This is a genomic window from Cytobacillus sp. S13-E01 (assembly GCF_029193815.1).
Taxonomy (GTDB): Bacteria; Bacillota; Bacilli; order Bacillales; family Bacillaceae_L; genus Bacillus_BV.
The window spans coordinates 86,126-105,010 of sequence record NZ_JARFVC010000002.1; the positions used below are offsets into that span (position 1 = coordinate 86,126).

General features: G+C 36.3%; 18 protein-coding genes. 2 read left to right on the forward strand and 16 right to left on the reverse strand.

Annotated features, from left to right (window positions below; all coding sequences use genetic code 11):
• The first annotated feature begins 13 nt into the window (after positions 1-13).
• Positions 14-1,321 carry a polysaccharide deacetylase family protein gene (locus PY093_RS02310; RefSeq protein WP_275644258.1) on the forward strand — a complete coding sequence of 436 codons (1,308 nt, stop codon included), beginning with the start codon at positions 14-16 and terminating at the stop codon, positions 1,319-1,321.
• Between the two features lie 345 nt (positions 1,322-1,666).
• Here the strand turns inward: PY093_RS02310 and PY093_RS02315 are convergent, their stop codons facing one another.
• Both PY093_RS02315 and PY093_RS02320 read right to left on the reverse strand, forming a co-directional pair.
• Positions 1,667-2,248 (reverse strand): branched-chain amino acid aminotransferase, encoded by a 582-nt coding sequence (locus tag PY093_RS02315; RefSeq protein ID WP_275644259.1) that lies wholly within the window; start codon positions 2,246-2,248, stop codon positions 1,667-1,669.
• A 300-nt stretch (positions 2,249-2,548) separates the two neighbouring features.
• Complete coding sequence (locus tag PY093_RS02320) at positions 2,549-3,304, reverse strand: exodeoxyribonuclease III (protein WP_275644260.1); 756 nt, start codon at positions 3,302-3,304, stop codon at positions 2,549-2,551.
• Positions 3,305-3,440: 136 nt separating this feature from the next.
• On the opposite strand from PY093_RS02320, the gene PY093_RS02325 reads away from it, so the two are divergent.
• Entirely contained in the window at positions 3,441-3,737 is a 297-nt protein-coding gene (locus tag PY093_RS02325) for a hypothetical protein (protein ID WP_275644261.1), read from the forward strand.
• 46 nt (positions 3,738-3,783) lie between these two features.
• On the opposite strand, the gene PY093_RS02330 is transcribed toward PY093_RS02325, so the two are convergent.
• The 14 genes from PY093_RS02330 to PY093_RS02395 form a co-directional block, all read right to left on the reverse strand.
• Positions 3,784-4,383: a response regulator transcription factor gene (locus PY093_RS02330; RefSeq protein ID WP_275644262.1), complete on the reverse strand. Its 600-nt coding sequence runs from the start codon at positions 4,381-4,383 to the stop codon at positions 3,784-3,786.
• Positions 4,380-5,516: a sensor histidine kinase gene (locus PY093_RS02335; protein WP_275644263.1), complete on the reverse strand. Its 1,137-nt coding sequence runs from the start codon at positions 5,514-5,516 to the stop codon at positions 4,380-4,382. Before PY093_RS02335 ends, PY093_RS02330 begins: the two co-directional genes overlap by 4 nt.
• Before the next feature lie 178 nt (positions 5,517-5,694).
• Positions 5,695-6,744, reverse strand: coding sequence for a Delta(5) desaturase DesA (gene desA, locus PY093_RS02340; protein WP_275644264.1), 1,050 nt, complete (start codon positions 6,742-6,744; stop codon positions 5,695-5,697).
• A gap of 353 nt (positions 6,745-7,097) precedes the next feature.
• Positions 7,098-7,691 (reverse strand): spore coat protein, encoded by a 594-nt coding sequence (locus PY093_RS02345; protein ID WP_275644265.1) that lies wholly within the window; start codon positions 7,689-7,691, stop codon positions 7,098-7,100.
• Between the two features lie 110 nt (positions 7,692-7,801).
• Positions 7,802-8,095, reverse strand: coding sequence for a hypothetical protein (locus PY093_RS02350; RefSeq protein ID WP_275644266.1), 294 nt, complete (start codon positions 8,093-8,095; stop codon positions 7,802-7,804).
• A 133-nt stretch (positions 8,096-8,228) separates the two neighbouring features.
• Positions 8,229-8,384 (reverse strand): STAS domain-containing protein, encoded by a 156-nt coding sequence (locus PY093_RS02355; protein ID WP_275644458.1) that lies wholly within the window; start codon positions 8,382-8,384, stop codon positions 8,229-8,231.
• An 80-nt stretch (positions 8,385-8,464) separates the two neighbouring features.
• Positions 8,465-9,616 (reverse strand): homogentisate 1,2-dioxygenase, encoded by a 1,152-nt coding sequence (locus PY093_RS02360; RefSeq protein WP_275644267.1) that lies wholly within the window; start codon positions 9,614-9,616, stop codon positions 8,465-8,467.
• 15 nt (positions 9,617-9,631) lie between these two features.
• On the reverse strand, positions 9,632-10,555 hold the full coding sequence (locus PY093_RS02365; RefSeq protein WP_275644268.1) for a fumarylacetoacetate hydrolase family protein: 924 nt from the start codon (positions 10,553-10,555) through the stop codon (positions 9,632-9,634).
• Between the two features lie 4 nt (positions 10,556-10,559).
• Positions 10,560-11,180, reverse strand: a complete 621-nt coding sequence (locus PY093_RS02370) for a flavin reductase family protein (protein ID WP_275644269.1) — start codon at positions 11,178-11,180, stop codon at positions 10,560-10,562.
• Between the two features lie 168 nt (positions 11,181-11,348).
• Positions 11,349-12,467: a 4-hydroxyphenylpyruvate dioxygenase gene (gene hppD / locus PY093_RS02375; protein WP_275644270.1), complete on the reverse strand. Its 1,119-nt coding sequence runs from the start codon at positions 12,465-12,467 to the stop codon at positions 11,349-11,351.
• 295 nt (positions 12,468-12,762) lie between these two features.
• Positions 12,763-13,671 (reverse strand): CBASS cGAMP-activated phospholipase, encoded by a 909-nt coding sequence (locus PY093_RS02380; RefSeq protein WP_275644271.1) that lies wholly within the window; start codon positions 13,669-13,671, stop codon positions 12,763-12,765.
• A 197-nt stretch (positions 13,672-13,868) separates the two neighbouring features.
• Positions 13,869-14,426, reverse strand: a complete 558-nt coding sequence (locus PY093_RS02385) for a TVP38/TMEM64 family protein (RefSeq protein ID WP_275644272.1) — start codon at positions 14,424-14,426, stop codon at positions 13,869-13,871.
• A gap of 169 nt (positions 14,427-14,595) precedes the next feature.
• Positions 14,596-16,047: a D-alanyl-D-alanine carboxypeptidase/D-alanyl-D-alanine endopeptidase gene (gene dacB, locus PY093_RS02390; protein ID WP_345774210.1), complete on the reverse strand. Its 1,452-nt coding sequence runs from the start codon at positions 16,045-16,047 to the stop codon at positions 14,596-14,598.
• Positions 16,048-16,228: 181 nt separating this feature from the next.
• Entirely contained in the window at positions 16,229-18,811 is a 2,583-nt protein-coding gene (locus PY093_RS02395; RefSeq protein ID WP_275644273.1) for a helicase-related protein, read from the reverse strand.
• Positions 18,812-18,885: the final 74 nt, after the last annotated feature.

Consider the following 18,885-nt stretch of genomic DNA (forward strand, 5'->3'; position numbering starts at 1 on the left):
AAGGAGTTGTACTATGATAAAAGGTTCTTTCAAACAAAAGCTATATATTTGCAACTGTCTAATGATTCTACTACTTTCTTTGGCATCAATTAATGTTCATGCTCAAGAATCAAGATTACCAGAAGCACCAATCTTTATTGATGAGAATCCAATTAACACGAAATACATTATGAGAGAGGGACATTTGCTCGTGCCAGCCCTTTTTTTAAAGCATACAGGATCCCTTGTAGATTGGAACGAGCAATATCGTTCTGTTGTATTTCAAGCAAATGATAAGAAGTTCGCTGTACCCCTCGGAAAAAAATTTACAGATGACTATGATAGAGGAACAGGTACATGGAAAAGAGGCACAATTTCAACTGAAGCAATTGAGTTTAATGGAACGGCTTTTGTTCCTATTCTTGATGTTGCAAAAAAATTAGGGATGAATGTTAGGTATGATCCAGAAATTAATCGAACATTTATTACAACGAATCTTTCCATAAAGCCCAATATAATAGAGCAGGCTACTACTGCAAAAAAGCTTGTTGCTCTCACGTTTGATGATGGACCGGAAAACTATTATACACCTATGATCCTGGATATTTTAAAAGAAAAAGCAGTACCAGCAACATTTTTTGTTGTTGGACGACAAATAACTCGTTTTCCAGAGGTAATGAAACGCATAGTTAACGAAGGGCATGGGATTGCAAACCACTCATGGCGCCATCCGGATTTAAGATATACATGGTCCTCAAAGGTAAGGGAAGAAATACAATCAACACAGCAAGAAATGCAAAAAGTTGTTGGAAGAAAACCTGATGTTTTTCGTCCTCCATATGGTGCCCTGACAAAAGCTGATATAAGAGTTTTGAATGAAATAGGAATGAGAAACATCATGTGGTCAGTAGATACTCTAGATTGGAGTGGTTTATCAGGAGATGAAATCGTAAAGATTGTCCACGAACAAATTTCTCCTGGTGGGATAGTTTTACAGCATAACTTTCAATCTAACGTCCGCCTTTTGGATGGTACAGTGGAGGCTCTACCAAGAATCATCGATGACCTACAAAAGCAAGGATATAAATTTGTAACAGTGCAAACATTGTTGGCTAAACAAAAAGAAGAGCAGCTGAAGGCGGAACAACCACAAGAAGATCAGCCTAGCGAAGAACAACCGATCGAGAATCAACCAACAAAAGAACAACCGACAGAAGATCAACCACAAGAAGATCAACCTAGTGAAGAACAACCGATCGAGAATCAACCAATAGAAGAACAGCCGACAGAAGATCAACCACAAGAGGGTCAACCTAGCGAAGAACAACCTATCGAGAATTAATCATACGGAGAATAGGAGGATGATGTAGGTCTATAAAAGTAACTAATTAAAAACATCAATTACAATTTGTTAAAATCGCGAAATCAGGACACCTGAATTTCTTGGTGTTCTTTTTTAGTTCATAGAAATAGCCAAATTTGTTACTAACTTCATCCTCACACCAAGTAAACTACCTTGAAAATGGATATTAATTCAAACTGATTATTTAAGACAAGACCGCCAAACCTATTTATAAGGTTTTTTGTCCTAAGTATGTTTCGGAGAAAAAACTATGCAAGGCAAGTGAAAAAGTAAACAATAAAAAAAGAATGAAACATAATTAAATGTTCATTCTCAGGTGTCAATTTACTCAGCTTCTTCGATTGTTTCAACAAGTTTGAATAACATTCCATAAATTAGATTATATGCTTCTTCGATTGAAATATCTTCTTTAAAACCAACAATGAAGTTTAGGGCAAAATTAAGATTCCATAAGCCTTCATCACCATCGAACATTAAAGAATAATTTAAAGAATCACCTTGAAATACGTTCGTTAAATTTTCCTTTAGAGACTTTTCCACCTTTTTCTTTTGCTTTAGACCCAACAACACTCCGTATGTCCCAAATACGTCGTCCAGTTCCAGTGAAACAGCATCGACTCCAATCAGATCAAGCCAATCAGATTCTAAGTATAGAAATTCATTTTTATGCTTTTTTAGATATTCGATTGGTTGACGGAGAAATGTTGAGGACTCCTCAGCTATTACGTCTTCAGTTTCTTTATCATATCTTCCAATATAGGCATCTGTGAAACGAGAATTAGAACTTTTCTCCACTACGTTACTTTTCTCAGTAATCAATTGATGCTTTTCTGCAAACTCTTTTTCCTCTTTAAAAAGCTCGATAGTACCTGCCGATATCTTTTCTTTTATTTTCGCTTTTAACATTAATTGTCCTCCTTATAAGAAAAGCGCAGGGCGCCCGCCTACCTGAGCGTCGATTAAAACCCGCCACGTCCTGTGGCGAACATCGACATCAGCACATCCTGTGCAAGTCAAGCATAAGACAAGCCGGCTGGAAGGTTGTTCTTTACCTTCCGGACGGATTGGCTTATACCATAGAGCCGGGTGGCGCCCGGAGCTAGACACTAAAACTTGGTACAAACTTGTATACTTTCTTATCTTAAAAAAACTAGGGTAGTATTAGTATTCCCAAATAATATCTCTATTTTCATGTTTCGTCCACTCTTATAGTTTAATTTCAATACAAACCGGACAATGATCACTTCCCATAATATCCGAATGAATCTGTGAATCTTTCAATAAATCTGCTAGTTTAGTGGACATAATAAAATAATCTATTCGCCACCCTATGTTTCTTTCTCTAACCTTAGTCATATAGGACCACCATGTATATGCATCTGTTTTTTCAGGATAAAGATATCTAAAAGAATCGACAAAGCCTGCTTCTAACAGCTTGGTCATCTTTTTGCGTTCTTCCTCTGTGAAACCAGAGTTGCCATTATTTGGTTTTGGATTCTTTAAGTCTATTTCCGCGTGAGCTACATTAAGGTCGCCGCATAGGATTACGGGTTTGATGGTGTCCAATTCAAGCATATAGTTTCGGAGATTTTCTTCCCATTCAAGCCTTACGCCTAACCGCGCTAAATCTCGCTGAGAATTAGGAGTATATACATTTAACAAATAAAATTTATCAAATTCAAGTGTAATCACCCTACCTTCGGGCTCTGAGGTATTCCTTCCTATCCCATAGGAAACCGAAATAGGCTTCATCTTTGTAAAAATCGCCGTACCAGAGTACCCTTTCTTTAAAGCATAATTCCAGTATTGATGATAATTCTGCAGCTCTAAAGAGATTTGTCCTTCTTGTAATTTCGATTCCTGAATGCAGAAAATATCTGCGTTTACCTCATTAAAATAATCTAAAAATCCTTTACGGACACAAGCCCTAATGCCATTTACATTCCAAGATACTAATTTCATCGATAATTCTCCTTACTCGTTTTAAACATGTATTTCTAGTATCATAATGAATGATAACTTATTAACCACATTTTTTAAATGAAAAGCACCCACATACGTTATAATAAATAAACTACCTTAAAAAGGAGAATTGTAAATGAGTTCAAAAGAGCTAGAAAGTAAAATCATTGAAAACTATCAAAATGACGAGAATATGATGATTCTTATATTTGCCCAATGGTGTGTTAATCATGACCTAAATCCAGAAGAATTATACCTGAGTGCCTATCCCACACAGTCGTCAAATAACAATTTGAAAGAAGCTATTGAATTAACAGTGGGTAAAGACGAAGCAGGAGCGATACATAACGATACATTGCTAGGTGTATTATCTTTATTTGGCAATGATGATTTAGCTTTTGTCGTTACTGAAGAGATAAGTAAAATGAAATAGATTCTAACTATAAAAAAAGGTATGTTCACTATGGACATAACCTTTTTTACTTAAACCAACCCTTTTCTTTCGATTGAGTAATGGCTTCTATGCGGTTTTTCACTTCAAGCTTTTCTAGTATTGTCGATATATAGTTACGGACGGTTCCGGTTTTAATGCTGAGTTCCGTAGCAATTTCCTTTGTGTTTTTTCCATCAGCAACGAGTTCTAGTACTTCCTTTTCACGTTCAGTTAATGGATTTTCCTCACTGTACACATCGTCCATTAGTTCTGGTGCGTACACTCGTTTTCCTGCAATAACGCTACGAATCGAGCTTGCTAGTTCCTCGCTTGGGCTATCCTTTAATAAATACCCCTTTACGCCAGCTTTTAATGCTCGTTGAAAATAACCAGACCGAGCGAATGTTGTTAAAATAATGACCTTGCAAGCTAAGCCCTTTAGCTCTTCGGCTGCCTCAAGGCCACTTTTTTCTGGCATTTCAATATCCATGATACAAACGTCAGGTTGATATTGATTAACGAGAGTAATAGCTTCTTGACCGTTACTTGCCTTCCCTACAACTTCCATATCGTCTTCTAGATTAAGAAGTGACCCTAAGGCACCCAACATCATTCTCTGGTCTTCGGCAATGACAATCCGGATCATTGTTGTTCCTCCTTATCCAACTGCTTAACAACGTTTGGTACTTTCATCACAATTTTTGTACCGTTATCATCTATAATATCAAGTGTTCCATTAACAAAATCTAGACGTTCTTCGATCCCTAGCAAACCGCTTCCGTTATTAAGATCGTGCTTCTCTTTCATGCCAATACCGTTGTCATGAACAGTTATGCAGACTTCGTTCCACTTTTGCTCAATCTTTATTTTGCATATCGAGGCCTGACTGTGTTTAACAACATTTGTGACTGCTTCTTTCATACACATACTTAGGATATTTTCTAGAAACAAAGAAACATTTATTAGGGACAATTCTTGATTATATTTCATCTCTATTTGCGCTGCATTAAGAATTTGCTTCACAAGGACGAGTTCCTCTTTCAATCTAATGCCACGCATTTGGGATACCATTTTTCTTACTTCATTTAAAGCCGTTCTTGCTGTTTGTTGAACATCTTTCATTTCAGTGCGGGCTTGTTCAGGATCTTTATAAATTAATTTTCTAGCGAGGTCACTTTTCAAGCCAATTAGCGAAAGTTTCTGACCTAATGTATCATGGAGATCGCGTGCAATCCGTTGACGCTCCTCTTGCTTAACAAGCTCTGAAATTCTTTGGTTGGCATCTTCTAGTTGTTCTTCTAGTTTCTCTTGTTTTTTTCGATTATATATACTAATTGGTAAAAGGATCACACTTATCCAAATAATGATTATAAATGGAAGTTGCTTTAGGAATATAGGTTCTTGCATGACAATATTGTAATTAATTGAGATGGTCGTGCTTACTAAGTGAATAATATATAACGTTAAAAAAGCGGCACGATTTTTTATATTGCCATTATAGTAAGCAATATAAAAAGCAAAATAAATAAATTGGAAAAGTATTGCCATAGTTGTCGAAATTCCAATTAAGATTGATGTCCACAAATAAACTGGCCATTCCCTTGAAAGAAAAGCAAATCTTAACGAAATAAAGAAAATAATCGTAAGGATAATCCCTACAATACTTTCAATCGTCGATGAGTCTTGGAAAATAAAATAGAACGGTAGGATGCTAAAAACACTCCATATATAAGGAGAGATCCCCCAGTTCTTTTGAAAGAGAATTAATCTTTTTTTCATATTGTAAACCTCTTTTGTAGTATTAGAAACCTGCATAATTGTTATTTTATCACAGGTAAGCTATCTAGACACTTGTTCAAATAAAAGGGTCTACCAAAGCAATAATTCCCTAGGTAACTAAGTACCTTGGCAGTCCTCATTTTTAGATGATTTTTCACAAGAGGTTATATTTCCTTATCTACCTTTGTGATTTTACTTTAATAGGAACGAACTCTTTATGGGCTTTTTGCTTTGCCGCTAGAACTTTAGCTGCCTTAAAGCCTACAAAGTTTTTACTTTCCTCATCCCATAAGCGGAATTTAAGTGATTGTAAACTTGTTGATAATGTAATCGTTGGCACGTTTTGTAATGGGAGTGTGTTATTATGAGCCTCTTCCAACTTATAATTTGGTACCCTCGGGCTTAAATGATGTACATGATGAAAGCCGATGTTACCCGTAAGCCATTGAAGAGGTTTTGGAAGCTTATAGAACGAACTTCCCTCAACTGCTGCCTTTACATATTCCCAGTCCTTATCTTCTTCAAAGTAAGTATCCTCAAAAGTATGCTGTACGTAAAACAGCCAGATACCAGCAGAACCTGAAATTAAGAAAATTGTCCCTTGAACTAATAGAAATGACTCCCAACCAATAGCCCAACCCATAAATGAATACAATAAAACGATTGAAATGTTTGTTATATAAGTGTTAAGACGTTCCTTTAACCTAGCACCTTTTCTGTTAAATCTATTTTCAATAAGGAAAACAAAAATAGGTCCAAGAATAAACATAACAATTGGATTTCGATAAATACGATAAGCGAGCTTCCGCCAAATAGACGCTTCAAGATATTCATCGACAGTTAGCACCCATATGTCCCCTGTTCCACGTTTATCTAAGTTCGAACTAGTTGCGTGATGTACAGAATGTTCATGTCCCCATTTGCCGTATGGAAAGACAGTAATAATCCCAGTTATTGTGCCAATAATTTTATTAGCTTTCCGATTTTTAAAGAACGAGTGATGAGTACAATCATGAAAAATTATAAAAGTTCGTACTAGAAACCCTGCTGCAACCAAGCTAATTACAAAAGTAAGAGCGTAAGAAATCGTTAAACTTTGATAAGCTAGAAACCATAGTACGATAAATGGTACAAGTGTATTAATAAGTTGAAAAACGCTGTCTCTAGTATTTGATTTTTCATAGGGAGCAATTTGCTTCCGTAGAGCTTTATGATTATGATTGGTCATTTTTTTGTTCCTTTCATCAATTCATTTGTTATCTTAATAATAGTAGAGCTTGTTAAACTAGTGAAGACATAGGTGTCATGTAGAAAACATGACAAGTGTCATGTTTTCTACGGAATATACGTCAAATCAATATTTATAATAGAAAAAACAGAACTTAAGACCTACTCTTATCACTAACTAATACATGGTTGTTTAAAGCAAAAATAATAAATTTATCATGGCGTTTTTAGCTCGACGACCACTCTCATAAAATTATGCTTCTATCCAGATTTCTTCAATTAATTAAACTTTACTAACACAAATATCCCCCCACTTACCGCATAAGTGTGGAGGGTCTTTTTTAAGGTATCTTATTAAAAATTTTGTTGGTTTGATTGAAAGTTTTGCTGATTAAAGCTTGTAGTTGGCTGATACATGCTTGCAAACGTTTGGGCTGTAGTGTCTTTTAATGTTGGTACTTGATAGTAGCCCTTTTCATTCATATACTGCCAAATCTCATATGCCTGTTCTGAACAGTTCTTAGCACCTTGTACGATACTATTTCTAATTTGCGGATCTGCACATTCTAATGCTGCATGCATTCTTAGCACGGCAGAGGATTTAGCGCATCCTAACATACCTGATGCTACATCATGATCGTTCATTTGATTCATTGATGTATTTGGCTGGTTTGGTGCAGGATTGTTTAAACCATATGTAGGGCTCACATTTAATTTTGCTTGCGTTGTTCTAATATTGCCTGATGCAGTAGCGTTACTTAACATGTTAACCATTGAATTGTATTCATTTGTCATAAAGTTAATTTGATTTTGTAGAATGTTCTGAAGCTGTGGATCCTGACAGTGTGGTTGATAAAGTTGGAACTGATTTATACCATCAATTGTATCACATAAGACTTCATGTATTTCCATTAGCTCGTGTGCGCCTAGCTGTTGATTCATCATCATAAAAAGACCTCCAAAAAGTATATTTTTATTACCTAGATAATTTGTCCCGTTAATAAAAACATATTCCTGTTTTCAAAAAAATAAAAACCCAGATTAATGGTCTGGGTTAGTTAGCAAATGGGTAAAATTTTATATGTTTCTTTACCGTTTCTATCTATTTCAATGAAAATACTTCCATTTTTAATACCTCGTATTAATGAAAGAGATCCGTCATTTTTTACCGTAAGTTTCCACTCATGTAAAACATTTTTTTCATTCCTTGAAATTAGCCCGACAAAATCTAAATAGGTAGTCGGAATTATTTCAAAGCCTTCAGCAAGTTTATACCATAATAAACGTGAATTCTCCAGTACATTTTCTATATGATAAAGATTCTCAACTTCTTTAATCGGATAGTATTTCATAGTATCAACTCCTTGCTATAACAATAGTAGAATCGGAGAAAAAATACTAGAATTAAAATTTGCCAACAGTTGTTCAATATTTATCAAGAATACACACCTTCATAAGAAAATTTCGACTTTCATAAATAGATTTTCATATAAATACCCCTTCACCTATAATTTCAGGAAGTTGAAGAAGCTCAAACACATCCAATACAGCCGGCCTAATGTTAGAAATTGTAACCTTAGTTCCATTTTCAGTTAAAGATTGGACCATATTTAGCAATAAGCCCATTCCAGAAGAGTTGATTTGATGTCTATATTGGCTTAGAGTCCCCTTAACAAAATTAAGGGTGTCTCAAATCGAACTCTTAAGACACCCTCAGTTTATTAAACCCAAGTAAACATATATTGTTTATCTTCTAGTTCACTTGCCTTTTTGAACACCTTAAGAGGTTTAAAGGTATCGATCATAACAGCTAGTTCCAGGGTTTCTTTTTTACCAATACTAGCTTCAGTTTTACCCGGATGTGGTCCGTGTGGTATCCCACTGGGATGAAGAGTTATCGATTCCAACTTTACCCCTTTTCGACTCATAAAGTTACCTTCCACATAATATAGGAGTTCATCACTGTTTACATTACTATGGTAGTAAGGTGCAGGAATTGCTTCTGGATGATAATCAAAAAGCCTTGGAACGAAAGAACAAACAACAAAGTTATGTCCTTCAAAGGTTTGATGGACTGGTGGCGGTTGATGCACCCTGCCTGTAATTGGCTCAAAATCCTCAATATTAAAGGCCCATGGATATAAATAACCGTCCCAGCCTACAACATCAAGAGGGTGGTGAGTTAGAACGTGAGAATGCAAGTATCCTCTTGTCTTCGTTATAACTACAAATTCCCCTTTAGTATCAAAGGTTTCTAGTTGTTCTGGTCCTCTAATGTCTCTCTCACAAAAAGGACTGTGCTCAAGTAATTGACCATATTCATTTCGATATCTTCTAGGAGTTGTTATTTGGCTAAAGGATTCTATGAATAATACCTTTGTTCTACTAGCCTTATCTGGAATAACTCGGTATATTGTCCCGATAGGAATAATGACATAATCACCAGGCCTATACATAATTGTACCGAACATTGTTTCGATTTTACCAGTGCCATAATGGGTGAATAACATCTCATCACCGTCACCATTCCGGTAATAGGAGTTCATCTCATCAGTTACAGTCATTACCCCTATTAAGAGATCGTTATTACCTAAGAGGTATTCTCTAGCGCCTAATGCATCACCGCTATTTAAAAGATTGTCGGTATAAAAATGACGGTGATTAAGGGATTGCTGTTCTTCGTATTCAGGTAGGTATTTGCCAATTAATTCTGACTTAGCTACCGCTGTCGGCATGTAATGGTGATAAAGTATTGACTGTGTCCCAGAAAAACCTTTTGTTCCCATAACCTGCTCTCTAAACAGGCTACCATCTTCTTTTCTAAAAGCCGTATGTCGTTTGTGTGGAATATTCCCCATTTGGCGGTAATACATTTGTTCACCTTCTCCCTATTCACTTCCAATTCTATTTTGCAGCGCACCTAAGCCTGTAATCTCTAATTCTATTTTGTCACCAGGCTCAAGCCATCGATGAACAGCTGTCCCCAGTTCCAATATACAGCCGCTACCAACAGTGCCTGAACCTATAACCTCACCAGGATACAAGGTAACGCCTGCTGAAGCCCTTTCAATCATTTCAGCAAATGAATAGTGAATATCCTTTAGATTTCCCTTAGAAAGGACTACACCATTTACCCTTGCAGCCATATTTAAATCATATCCTTTTTCAGTTCGAAAGCTTTCAAGCTCATCCTTGGTCACAATCCACGGACCTATGGATGTAGCAAAATCCTTCCCCTTTGCAGGCCCAAGACCTACCTTCATCTCTTTTTGCTGCAAATCCCTTGCACTCCAATCATTCATGATGCAATACCCGAAAATATAGTCTTCTGCCTCATTTGATTTTATGTCTGATCCTTGTTTTCCTATGATACAGGCTATTTCTAATTCATAATCTAGCCAATTGCATTGCTTTGGTCGTAGTATGTCATCATTTGGCCCTTTTATTGTCATAGGATTAGAAAAATAAAATACAGGAATTTCATACCACTCAGGTATCATCGCAAGTCCTCTCTTTTCCCTCGCTGTTTTTACATGCTGTTCGAACGCGTAAAAATCTCGTAGACTTCTTGGGTTTGGTAACGGAGCTTTCAAAACTACGTCACTAAGTGGATATACACCGGTATTTTCCGATGTAAATGTCGGAACGGAAGCAATAAAATCGAAATAAAATGCTTGATTTTCAATAAATCCTAGCATGCTCTGGGGAAGCACACCTTTTGTAGCTTCAAACATATCAATTACGTGGTTTTCATCTACTAGCCAGCCAGCACGAACAGTTTTATCTTTTTTTTCAAATGTTATAAATCTCATAGCATCACCTTGGTTCCGTTTTTCTAATTAACTCAAATGTATCAGCTATTGGGTTGGTGAACATTTGTCTAGCAAGTCGTCCAATCGGTTTCAGCTTTTCAGTATTGATTCGTCCCTGCTCATAGAGTTCATCCGAAACATGAACATGTTTTACTTTTCCAATCACTAGGCTGCCTGCACCAGGATGGTCTCCAAAATGCAAGACTTCGTGGAGCTCACATTCTAGATGGACAGCGGATTCCTTTACTCTAGGGGGTTTTACAGTAGCACTTGGCTCCTTCTTGAGTCCTGAAGCCTCAAGTTCATCAACAGTTGAAGGATATTCAATCGCACAATCATTCATTTGTTTGACAATATTTTCACTTACAATATTGACTACGAATTCCCTGTTTTTTTCGATGTTAGCAAGGGTATCTTTCTTGTCCCCATCTGTACCCCTTCTCATCGGTGAAAAGCAAATCATCATTGGATCTGCACAAATCGCTGTAAAAAAACTAAACGGGGCTGCATTAGCAGTTCCATCTGCAGCGATCGTCGTAACAAATGCAATCGGACGCGGCAAAATAGAACCTACAAGCAATTTATATGCGTCTTTCCATTCAAGTGTTTCCGGTTTAATTTCCAACGCTTACACCACACTTTCTTTAATGAGCTGAACAAATACTATAGTTAGAAGCTGACTATCTTCCCGCTTTCCTAGTCTTATTTGTGCATTACAGTTTTGGTAATAATAATTAAATTAAAGAAGGAGAACTAATCTCCCTCTTAACAATTAATAAATAGTTGGTCTTTACTATAAGTTTCCTCTTTTTTCTTGCTCACGTTCAATTGATTCAAACAATGCTTTAAAGTTACCTTCCCCAAAACCTCGCGCACCCTTCCGTTGAATAATCTCAATAAACAAGGTAGGTCGATCCACGATAGGTTTTGTAAAGATCTGTAGTAAATAGCCTTCGTCATCACGGTCTACTAGAATATTTAGCTCGCGAATTCGATCGATCTCCTCATCAATTTCTCCCACACGTTCAGACAGCATTTCATAGTAAGAATCAGGTGTTGATAAGAACTCTACACCGTTCTTTTTAAGTGTCGCAACTGTGCTACAAATGTCTTCAGTTAAGATTGCTAAGTGTTGTACTCCCGCTCCGTTATAAAATTCTAGGTACTCTTGGATTTGTGATTTCCTTTTCCCTTCAGCCGGCTCATTAATTGGGAATTTAATTCGTCCGCCATTATGCATAACCTTTGACATTAATGCTGAATATTCCGTATTAATATCTTTATCTGTAAAGTGCTTCATTTCCTTAAAGCCCATCACATTTGCATAATAGTTAACCCATTCTTCCATGCGCTCTACATTTCCAACAACATGATCAATCGCGATTAACTCTGCATCTTCAAATGGAATAGTGGTTACTAAAGGTTGAAATCCTGGCATGAATGCACCTTTATAGGCTTTACGTTCAATTAATGTATGGATTGTATCTCCATATGTACCTATAACCGCTTTCTTTACAATTCCCTGTTCATCCTTAAGTTCAAAAGGTGGGGTAATTGCAATGGCTCCTCTTTTAACCGCTTCATTGTAAGCCTTTTCAACATTGTCAACAGTTAAAGCAACATCCTTTACACCATCACCATGCTTTTTAACAAAAGAAGCAACTCGACTATCTGCTTTTAGTGAACCAGTAATAACAAGACGAATTCGACGTTGTTGAAGGACATAGGATACCGTTTCTCGATTTCCAGTTTCTAAGCCTGAATAGGCTACAGGCTTGAAGCCAAATGCAGTACAGAAATAATGACAAGCTTGTTTTGCATTTCCTGAATACAATTCTAAATAGTCTACTTCTTTTACCGGGAAAAAGTCTTCCTCTACTACTTGAGTATTGTTTATCACTTTTTCATCCATCTAATTTCCTCCCTTTACTAAAAATTATTACTATTCTGAATTAATAATATAATAACCTTGGAAACTATTTCAAGAGTGTCATGTAAAGCTATAATGCTTTCCTGTAGCAAAGAAATTAGTGGGATACCTTAGCTTTTTTTCTTTTAGGAGTAAGATGGATTGCTTTTTTCAAAACCGAAATGAAGGACACCCTGAACCAGACACCAAAACTAGGTAAAATTTTATCTTTCAATAAATAAACACTCAGTGTATTTCTTCACACTGAGTGTTAGGTAGCTAAATTATATTCTCGCTTTTACTTCAAAAAGTGGTTTACCTCTTCTAATTGATCTCTAAAGACCTGTGATCCAAATTCGATTAGCTCGTCCATTGATGTTATTTCATCGAATGGAATTTCTTCACCCAGTTCTTTATTTAAGCGAAGATAGTTGTTTCCAAGAAAATGGCTGCAATGATAGGAAGCTGATTCAGAAGATAAGTGAAGAGCAAGATCTAGTAACTTTGGTGTGACCTTTAGCGATGGAAATTCAAACGGTAACCATTGTTTTACTCCCCAATTTTTGTCATCATTTATGGCAAAGTTAATGTTTTGTATTCCAGTACCGAGAGAGAGGATTTTTATTTCACTCAGCCTTTTATTGAAGTGGTGTAATGCCTCTGTTACACAAACCAACGATGGGTTATTGGCCCATAAACCACCGTCTATTGATAAATATTTATTATTTATATTATTTGGGGGAAAATAAATGGGTGCCGAACATGAAGAAAGTACTGCATCCCAGAGCTTAATAGTTAAGTCGTCATTTCCATGATGACGATAATTAGAGCGATGGACATATGGTCGCCCATGGGTTACATCAACCGCTGGAATAAGTAGCGGTTTTTTTATGTCTGATAATGTTAATTCTCCAAATGCTTTTTTCAAGTACCGCCGTAAATGCCTATCACTATATACACTTTTAAAAAGTCCTACCTTTGCTTGACGGACAAATATTTTTTCACCAAACTTTTTATAACTCTTAAGGACATCCCCCATTTTTAACTCTAGCGCTACAGATGCTGCAATGATTGATCCTGTACTAGTACCTGCAATTACGTCAAATAGCTCTCCAATAGGGTGACCATACTCTTCTTCTAGTGATTGTAAAATGGCAATAGCAAACACACCTCTTATGCCACCACCATCAATGCATAACATTTTCATTGTATTCACCTAAATTCACATAATTACCTTTAGTTTGCCCGTTTATGAATCAATAATATGCTTATAAGTACTTATAATTAATAGAAATCCACAAATTAGGGTAAATTCCCCTTTTTGACGGTCTCATTTTGAATAACTTGTTATTTCCACTCAATTCCCTTATTGCTAACTATGTTATCCCGCGAAATCTATAGACTCTACCGATTGCTTTTAAATCGCAATTTTCTTACAACCCACAAAAGCATTCCGACAGCTAAAAGTGTTAATATCACTTTCCCTTGCCAACCCATCTGCATCACTTGGTATACAGAATAGGCTTCAATGAGCAGTGCAGGAATTTTTCCGACTGTACTCGCTAAAGCAAATAGCATGAGTGATACTTTCCCAATTGCACCCGCAAATGTTACCAAACCAGACGGTACAAATGGCAAGAGCCTGAGCGATAAAATAAGAAAAAAGGCTTCCTTCCCTTCAGATTCTACCAGTTGCTTAATTTTCGGATAGTTGTTCATTTGCTTCTGTGATACTTTTTGAAATCCTTTTCTGTACAAATAAAATGCTATAATCGCTCCTACGACTTCACCTATAAAGGATATAAGCGTGCCTAAAGTAAATCCAAAAAATAGAACATTGGCTCCTGTAACAAATACACTTGGTACGACACCAAGCAGTGCAACAAGGATACTCACCATAATACTTATAATAATGGCATAGTTTTCATATTCCCTAAGTATACTTAATAATTGTTCTTCCATTTAGTCACCCATTATGTATGAACTTTACTGTTCAATAACCTTTCTACATTTAGTATATCCTTTCCAATATACCAAAAGAGGCATACAAAATCGATCCATACTCTTTCATAAGGCACCTCTATTTCTAAATTTGAAAAACCAACTTACATTGCACCAACAAAATCCTTTGCTACCGGCTCGCAATGATTTCCACTATTTTATCTTCGATTCCTTTTCCTTTTGAATCGTCCATCAAATTGTTTAATAGTATCGAAAAAATCAGCTTTTCACCATGTGCTGTTTCAATATATCCTGATAATGTACTTACTGTGGTGATTGATCCTGTTTTCGCTTTTACATTATCAATTGTCTTTAAACGGTTCCTTAGTGTTCCTCCTACCAACCTTTCACTATTACCTCCATTAGGTAAAGAGTTAAAATAGGATGGAAACCAATCTTCTTTTTGAATTGAAAATAAAAGCTGTGAAATTTCATTAGCTGGAATTAAGTTAATATGGGAGATTCCTGAACCGTCTCTTACTACCAATGTGTTAGTATTAACTCCTAGCTTCGTGATTTCTGACCTCATCACATCAAGCCCGTTATCCCAATCTCCATTTCCTGTTATGACCCTTCCCATTTCCTTAATAAGGACCTCTGCATGGCCATTGTTACTTAATTTCATGAAAGGAATCAATAAATCTTTTAGCGGCATTGATTGAAGTGTAGCTAGAATAGTAGCTTTTTCTGGAGCCTTCCCTACTTTTATATTCCCTAGCAATTTTATATCATGTTCCTTTAATGACTGTTTAAATAAGTTTAGAGCATATTCAGTTGGTTCCCAAACCGCAACCCATTCTTTGACTTTTGGTGTATTGATAGGAATACTCCCTTCAAGACTAACGGTGTTAGTACCATGTATACGTTCAACGATAATCTCTCTTTGTTCCTCTTCTGAAACAGTTTTTACATTGCTAATAACTTTTATATAGTTTGTATTTGGTACTAATGCTATTGTTGCTTTCTCACCAAGTTTCTTACCAGGAACAATTTCGATAATGACTGTACCAGCGTCATAGTCTGTATTTGGGGAAGCTGATAAGGCAGAAACCTGGGCACCATAATAGGTTGTTTCGTCACTCCATGGTAGGTCAACCGAATATCTAACATCATCATACCAAGAATCATCACCAATAAGATTTCCACAAATAATCGCAATACCTTGTTTTTTTAGCTCTGCTGCCACCTTATCAAAATCAGACTTTAAAAGGGTCGGATCTCCTTTTCCTCTTATATACAGGTTCCCCTGCAACATTCTGCGGTTAACATTTCCGTCAGAGAATATGTCTGTTTTAAATCTGTACCCCTCACCAAGTATCGACAGTGCTGCAGCTGCAGTTAGCAATTTCATGTTTGAGGCAGGTCTCAACCGAATATTACCATTATAATTGTAGATGATTTCACCCGATTCAGCCGAACGAATACTCACACCTGCAATGGCACCTTGTAAACTTGGCTCGTTTTTTAGAAGTTGATTAAGTTGCATCGACAATGATACCGGCTTTACACTTGTATCAACTGCTTGATCTAGACCATTCATGTATGTACTGAAAAAGAAAAATAAGATGATTGTTAGATTCATGGTATTATTAATCTTTCTTCCCACCTTTACTAAATATTTCTCTTAATAAGAAAAGCGCAGGGCCGCCCGGAGCTGGACACTAAAACTAGGTACAAATTTTTATACTTACTTATCTTTTAAAAATAGGACGATATTTAAGATATCGTCCTATCATTACCATCTTTAACACATTTTACCAACACTATCTATGGTAATATACATTATGCCTATTCCTTCCCCTATCCGAATGGCATGAGTCACATATTTGGAAGGAATGGTTCCAAGGGAGTGGTTTGCGACAATTTCTACATACCTTCTTTATGTTTTTTACTTCCGTACTTAAGGATTCATGAACCCCGTCACTTACTTCTTCCCTTACCCTTTCCCAATAGAGTGCTTCTGTTTGTCGCTCTAATCTATACAAAAACAGTAAGTGAAGTCCCACTACTTTATAAGAAAGTTCTAGTTCCTCAAGACTTCCGGTTTTTATAATGGGTTCCGGTAGGTCTTGACGATTAACAATGGCATACATCGTATCGCGCCATTGATCTAAAAGACCTGGATCGTTTGGAGAAAACGGTAAATGTAAAAAGCCATATAGGTCAGATATAGAGAGACGTGCTTCAATTTCGGTATCTTGTATTGCTCTGTAAAGCTCACGTTCCTCCGCAAGAGATGCCTTTTTTGTTCCTTTTGGGCTTTCAAACTTCTCCCACAATTCAAAGAACGTCCCTAGTCTACGGGAGTATTTCTGGAAACGTTCTAGTACGGAGCTTGTTGGTGCAATAGCAAAGGTGGAAATTAATACATCTTCTTTTTCAAGAAGTTTGCTCATCCTTTTACTATCGTCTGTAAAAGCAACCTTTCCGATATTATAAAGGCCTTTCCTTCCAGCGCGTCCTGCAATTTGTTTTACTTCCTGTGAGGTCAGACGTCTCCGCCTCGTACCATCAAATTTTTCATTTTCTAAAAATACGATACGTCTTATTGGTAAATTTAATCCCATTCCTATTGCATCTGTTGAGACGATTACGGTAGTCTCACCCTTAATAAACCGCTGCATCTGTTTCTTTCTAGTTTCCGGCGGCATACTACCGTAAATCATGCTAACCGAATGCCGATTATTTTGAAGGTGAGCAGCTACTTCAAGCACTCTTCTGCGTGAAAAACAAACAAGAGCATCGCCTTTATTTGTGTGTGTTATTTTAAAATTTTTTTGTTCAACTTCTAACGGAGTATCTCGTTCATATTCATGGATTTCAATATCTGAATTCCCTAGCAATTGAATTATCATCTGTTTTATATTCCTACTTCCGATAATATGAACCTCATTTGCATTTGTTTTCGTGATGGCCTTGTACCAAGAAAACCCCCGGTCTTTATCAGCTATCATCTGTGCTTCATCAATAACAACTACATCATAAAAGTCCTTTTCATGAAACATTTCTACCGTACTGGATATATGTCTAGCATCTGGTACGACTTTTTCCTCTTCACCCGTTTTTAAGGTACATGGAAACCCCTCACTGTTCAATTTATCATATACTTCTAGTGCCAAGAGGCGAAGTGGCGCTAAATATAATCCACTTTTTGCCTTTTTCATTCTTTCTAATGCTTGATAGGTTTTGCCTGTATTCGTATCACCAATATGTAAAATATAACGAATATTCCTTCCAGCCGGAGGACTATATTCACGTCCAAATATATCTTCAAGCATCCGTTCTTCTTCTGCTTTTTTCCGCTCGATTTCGGCCAATTCTTCTTCTTTTCTTCGTTTTAGATCTTCGAGATTATTCAGATAAATTTCGTGGTGTTCAGCTAACTCAAATGGTATCTCTGCTAGGACTACTAGGTCTGACATATACTCTTTTTGTATCTTTACAAAAGCTTCTTCAATAAAATCGTACAGGGGCAAAGCGATCAGTTCCTTCAGTATATCACCTGATAATTCTTCACCCACCGTTTTTTTAAAGTCGTTTTGAAAGGTAGACGAAATATTCTCGATAATCCATTTGGGGACAAAATCATACAGATAATCTGATACCACCCTTTCGTAGACATAATAAAACATTTCATATTCATAATGTCTTGGTTCCCAATCTAAAGAGACTTTATGAATATCTCCAGTTAATTCATACAAAAACTCATCAACAATTTTATAGTCTGCTGCTTCAAAGTGGTTTTCTTCTACTAATTTTTCCTCAATTCTAAAAGTCTCTATTTTTTGATATTTTGTTTTCTGTTGAAGATCACCTACAAGTTGTTTTGCGATATAGAATCTAAGATGAAGATACAACTCTGTCTGATTTGGGCGTAAAAGATTTTGCGCAATTTGTAATGTCCGTTGTTTTACACGAGCCGTTTTCTCTAAAAGTTCACGTTCCCCTTCTTGTTTTAAATAGATTTTCCTAAATTTCTCATATTGGTCTTCCCATTTGTTTTGATTAAGATAATCTGAAGAATTTAACCATTCAATTACATTAAAAGGATGATACTTTCTCATCTCAACTCTAAATAATTTGGTAAGAAGTTTTCTGTCTACACCTTCTACTTCATAACCAATTCCTTGAAGGTATGATTTCTTTTCGTCCTTTGACACTCCATTTGTCACTTTATTTAGCCATACATTTATCCATATTTGATCAAGATAATGTTTCCTGTCTATAAGAAATTGTTCAATGGGAGGGAGTACATCTTGAATGGCAAGATAATGTTCCATGTCTTCCAACGCTTTTCTTTTCGTATGTTCAACTGCATTTGGATACAGTGAGGTTAATTGATCCATTTTAAGTCTCCTTTATGACAACTTGGCCGAATTCTCTTTTTATAGCTTTAGTATAAGTAGTCTTTAATTAAATA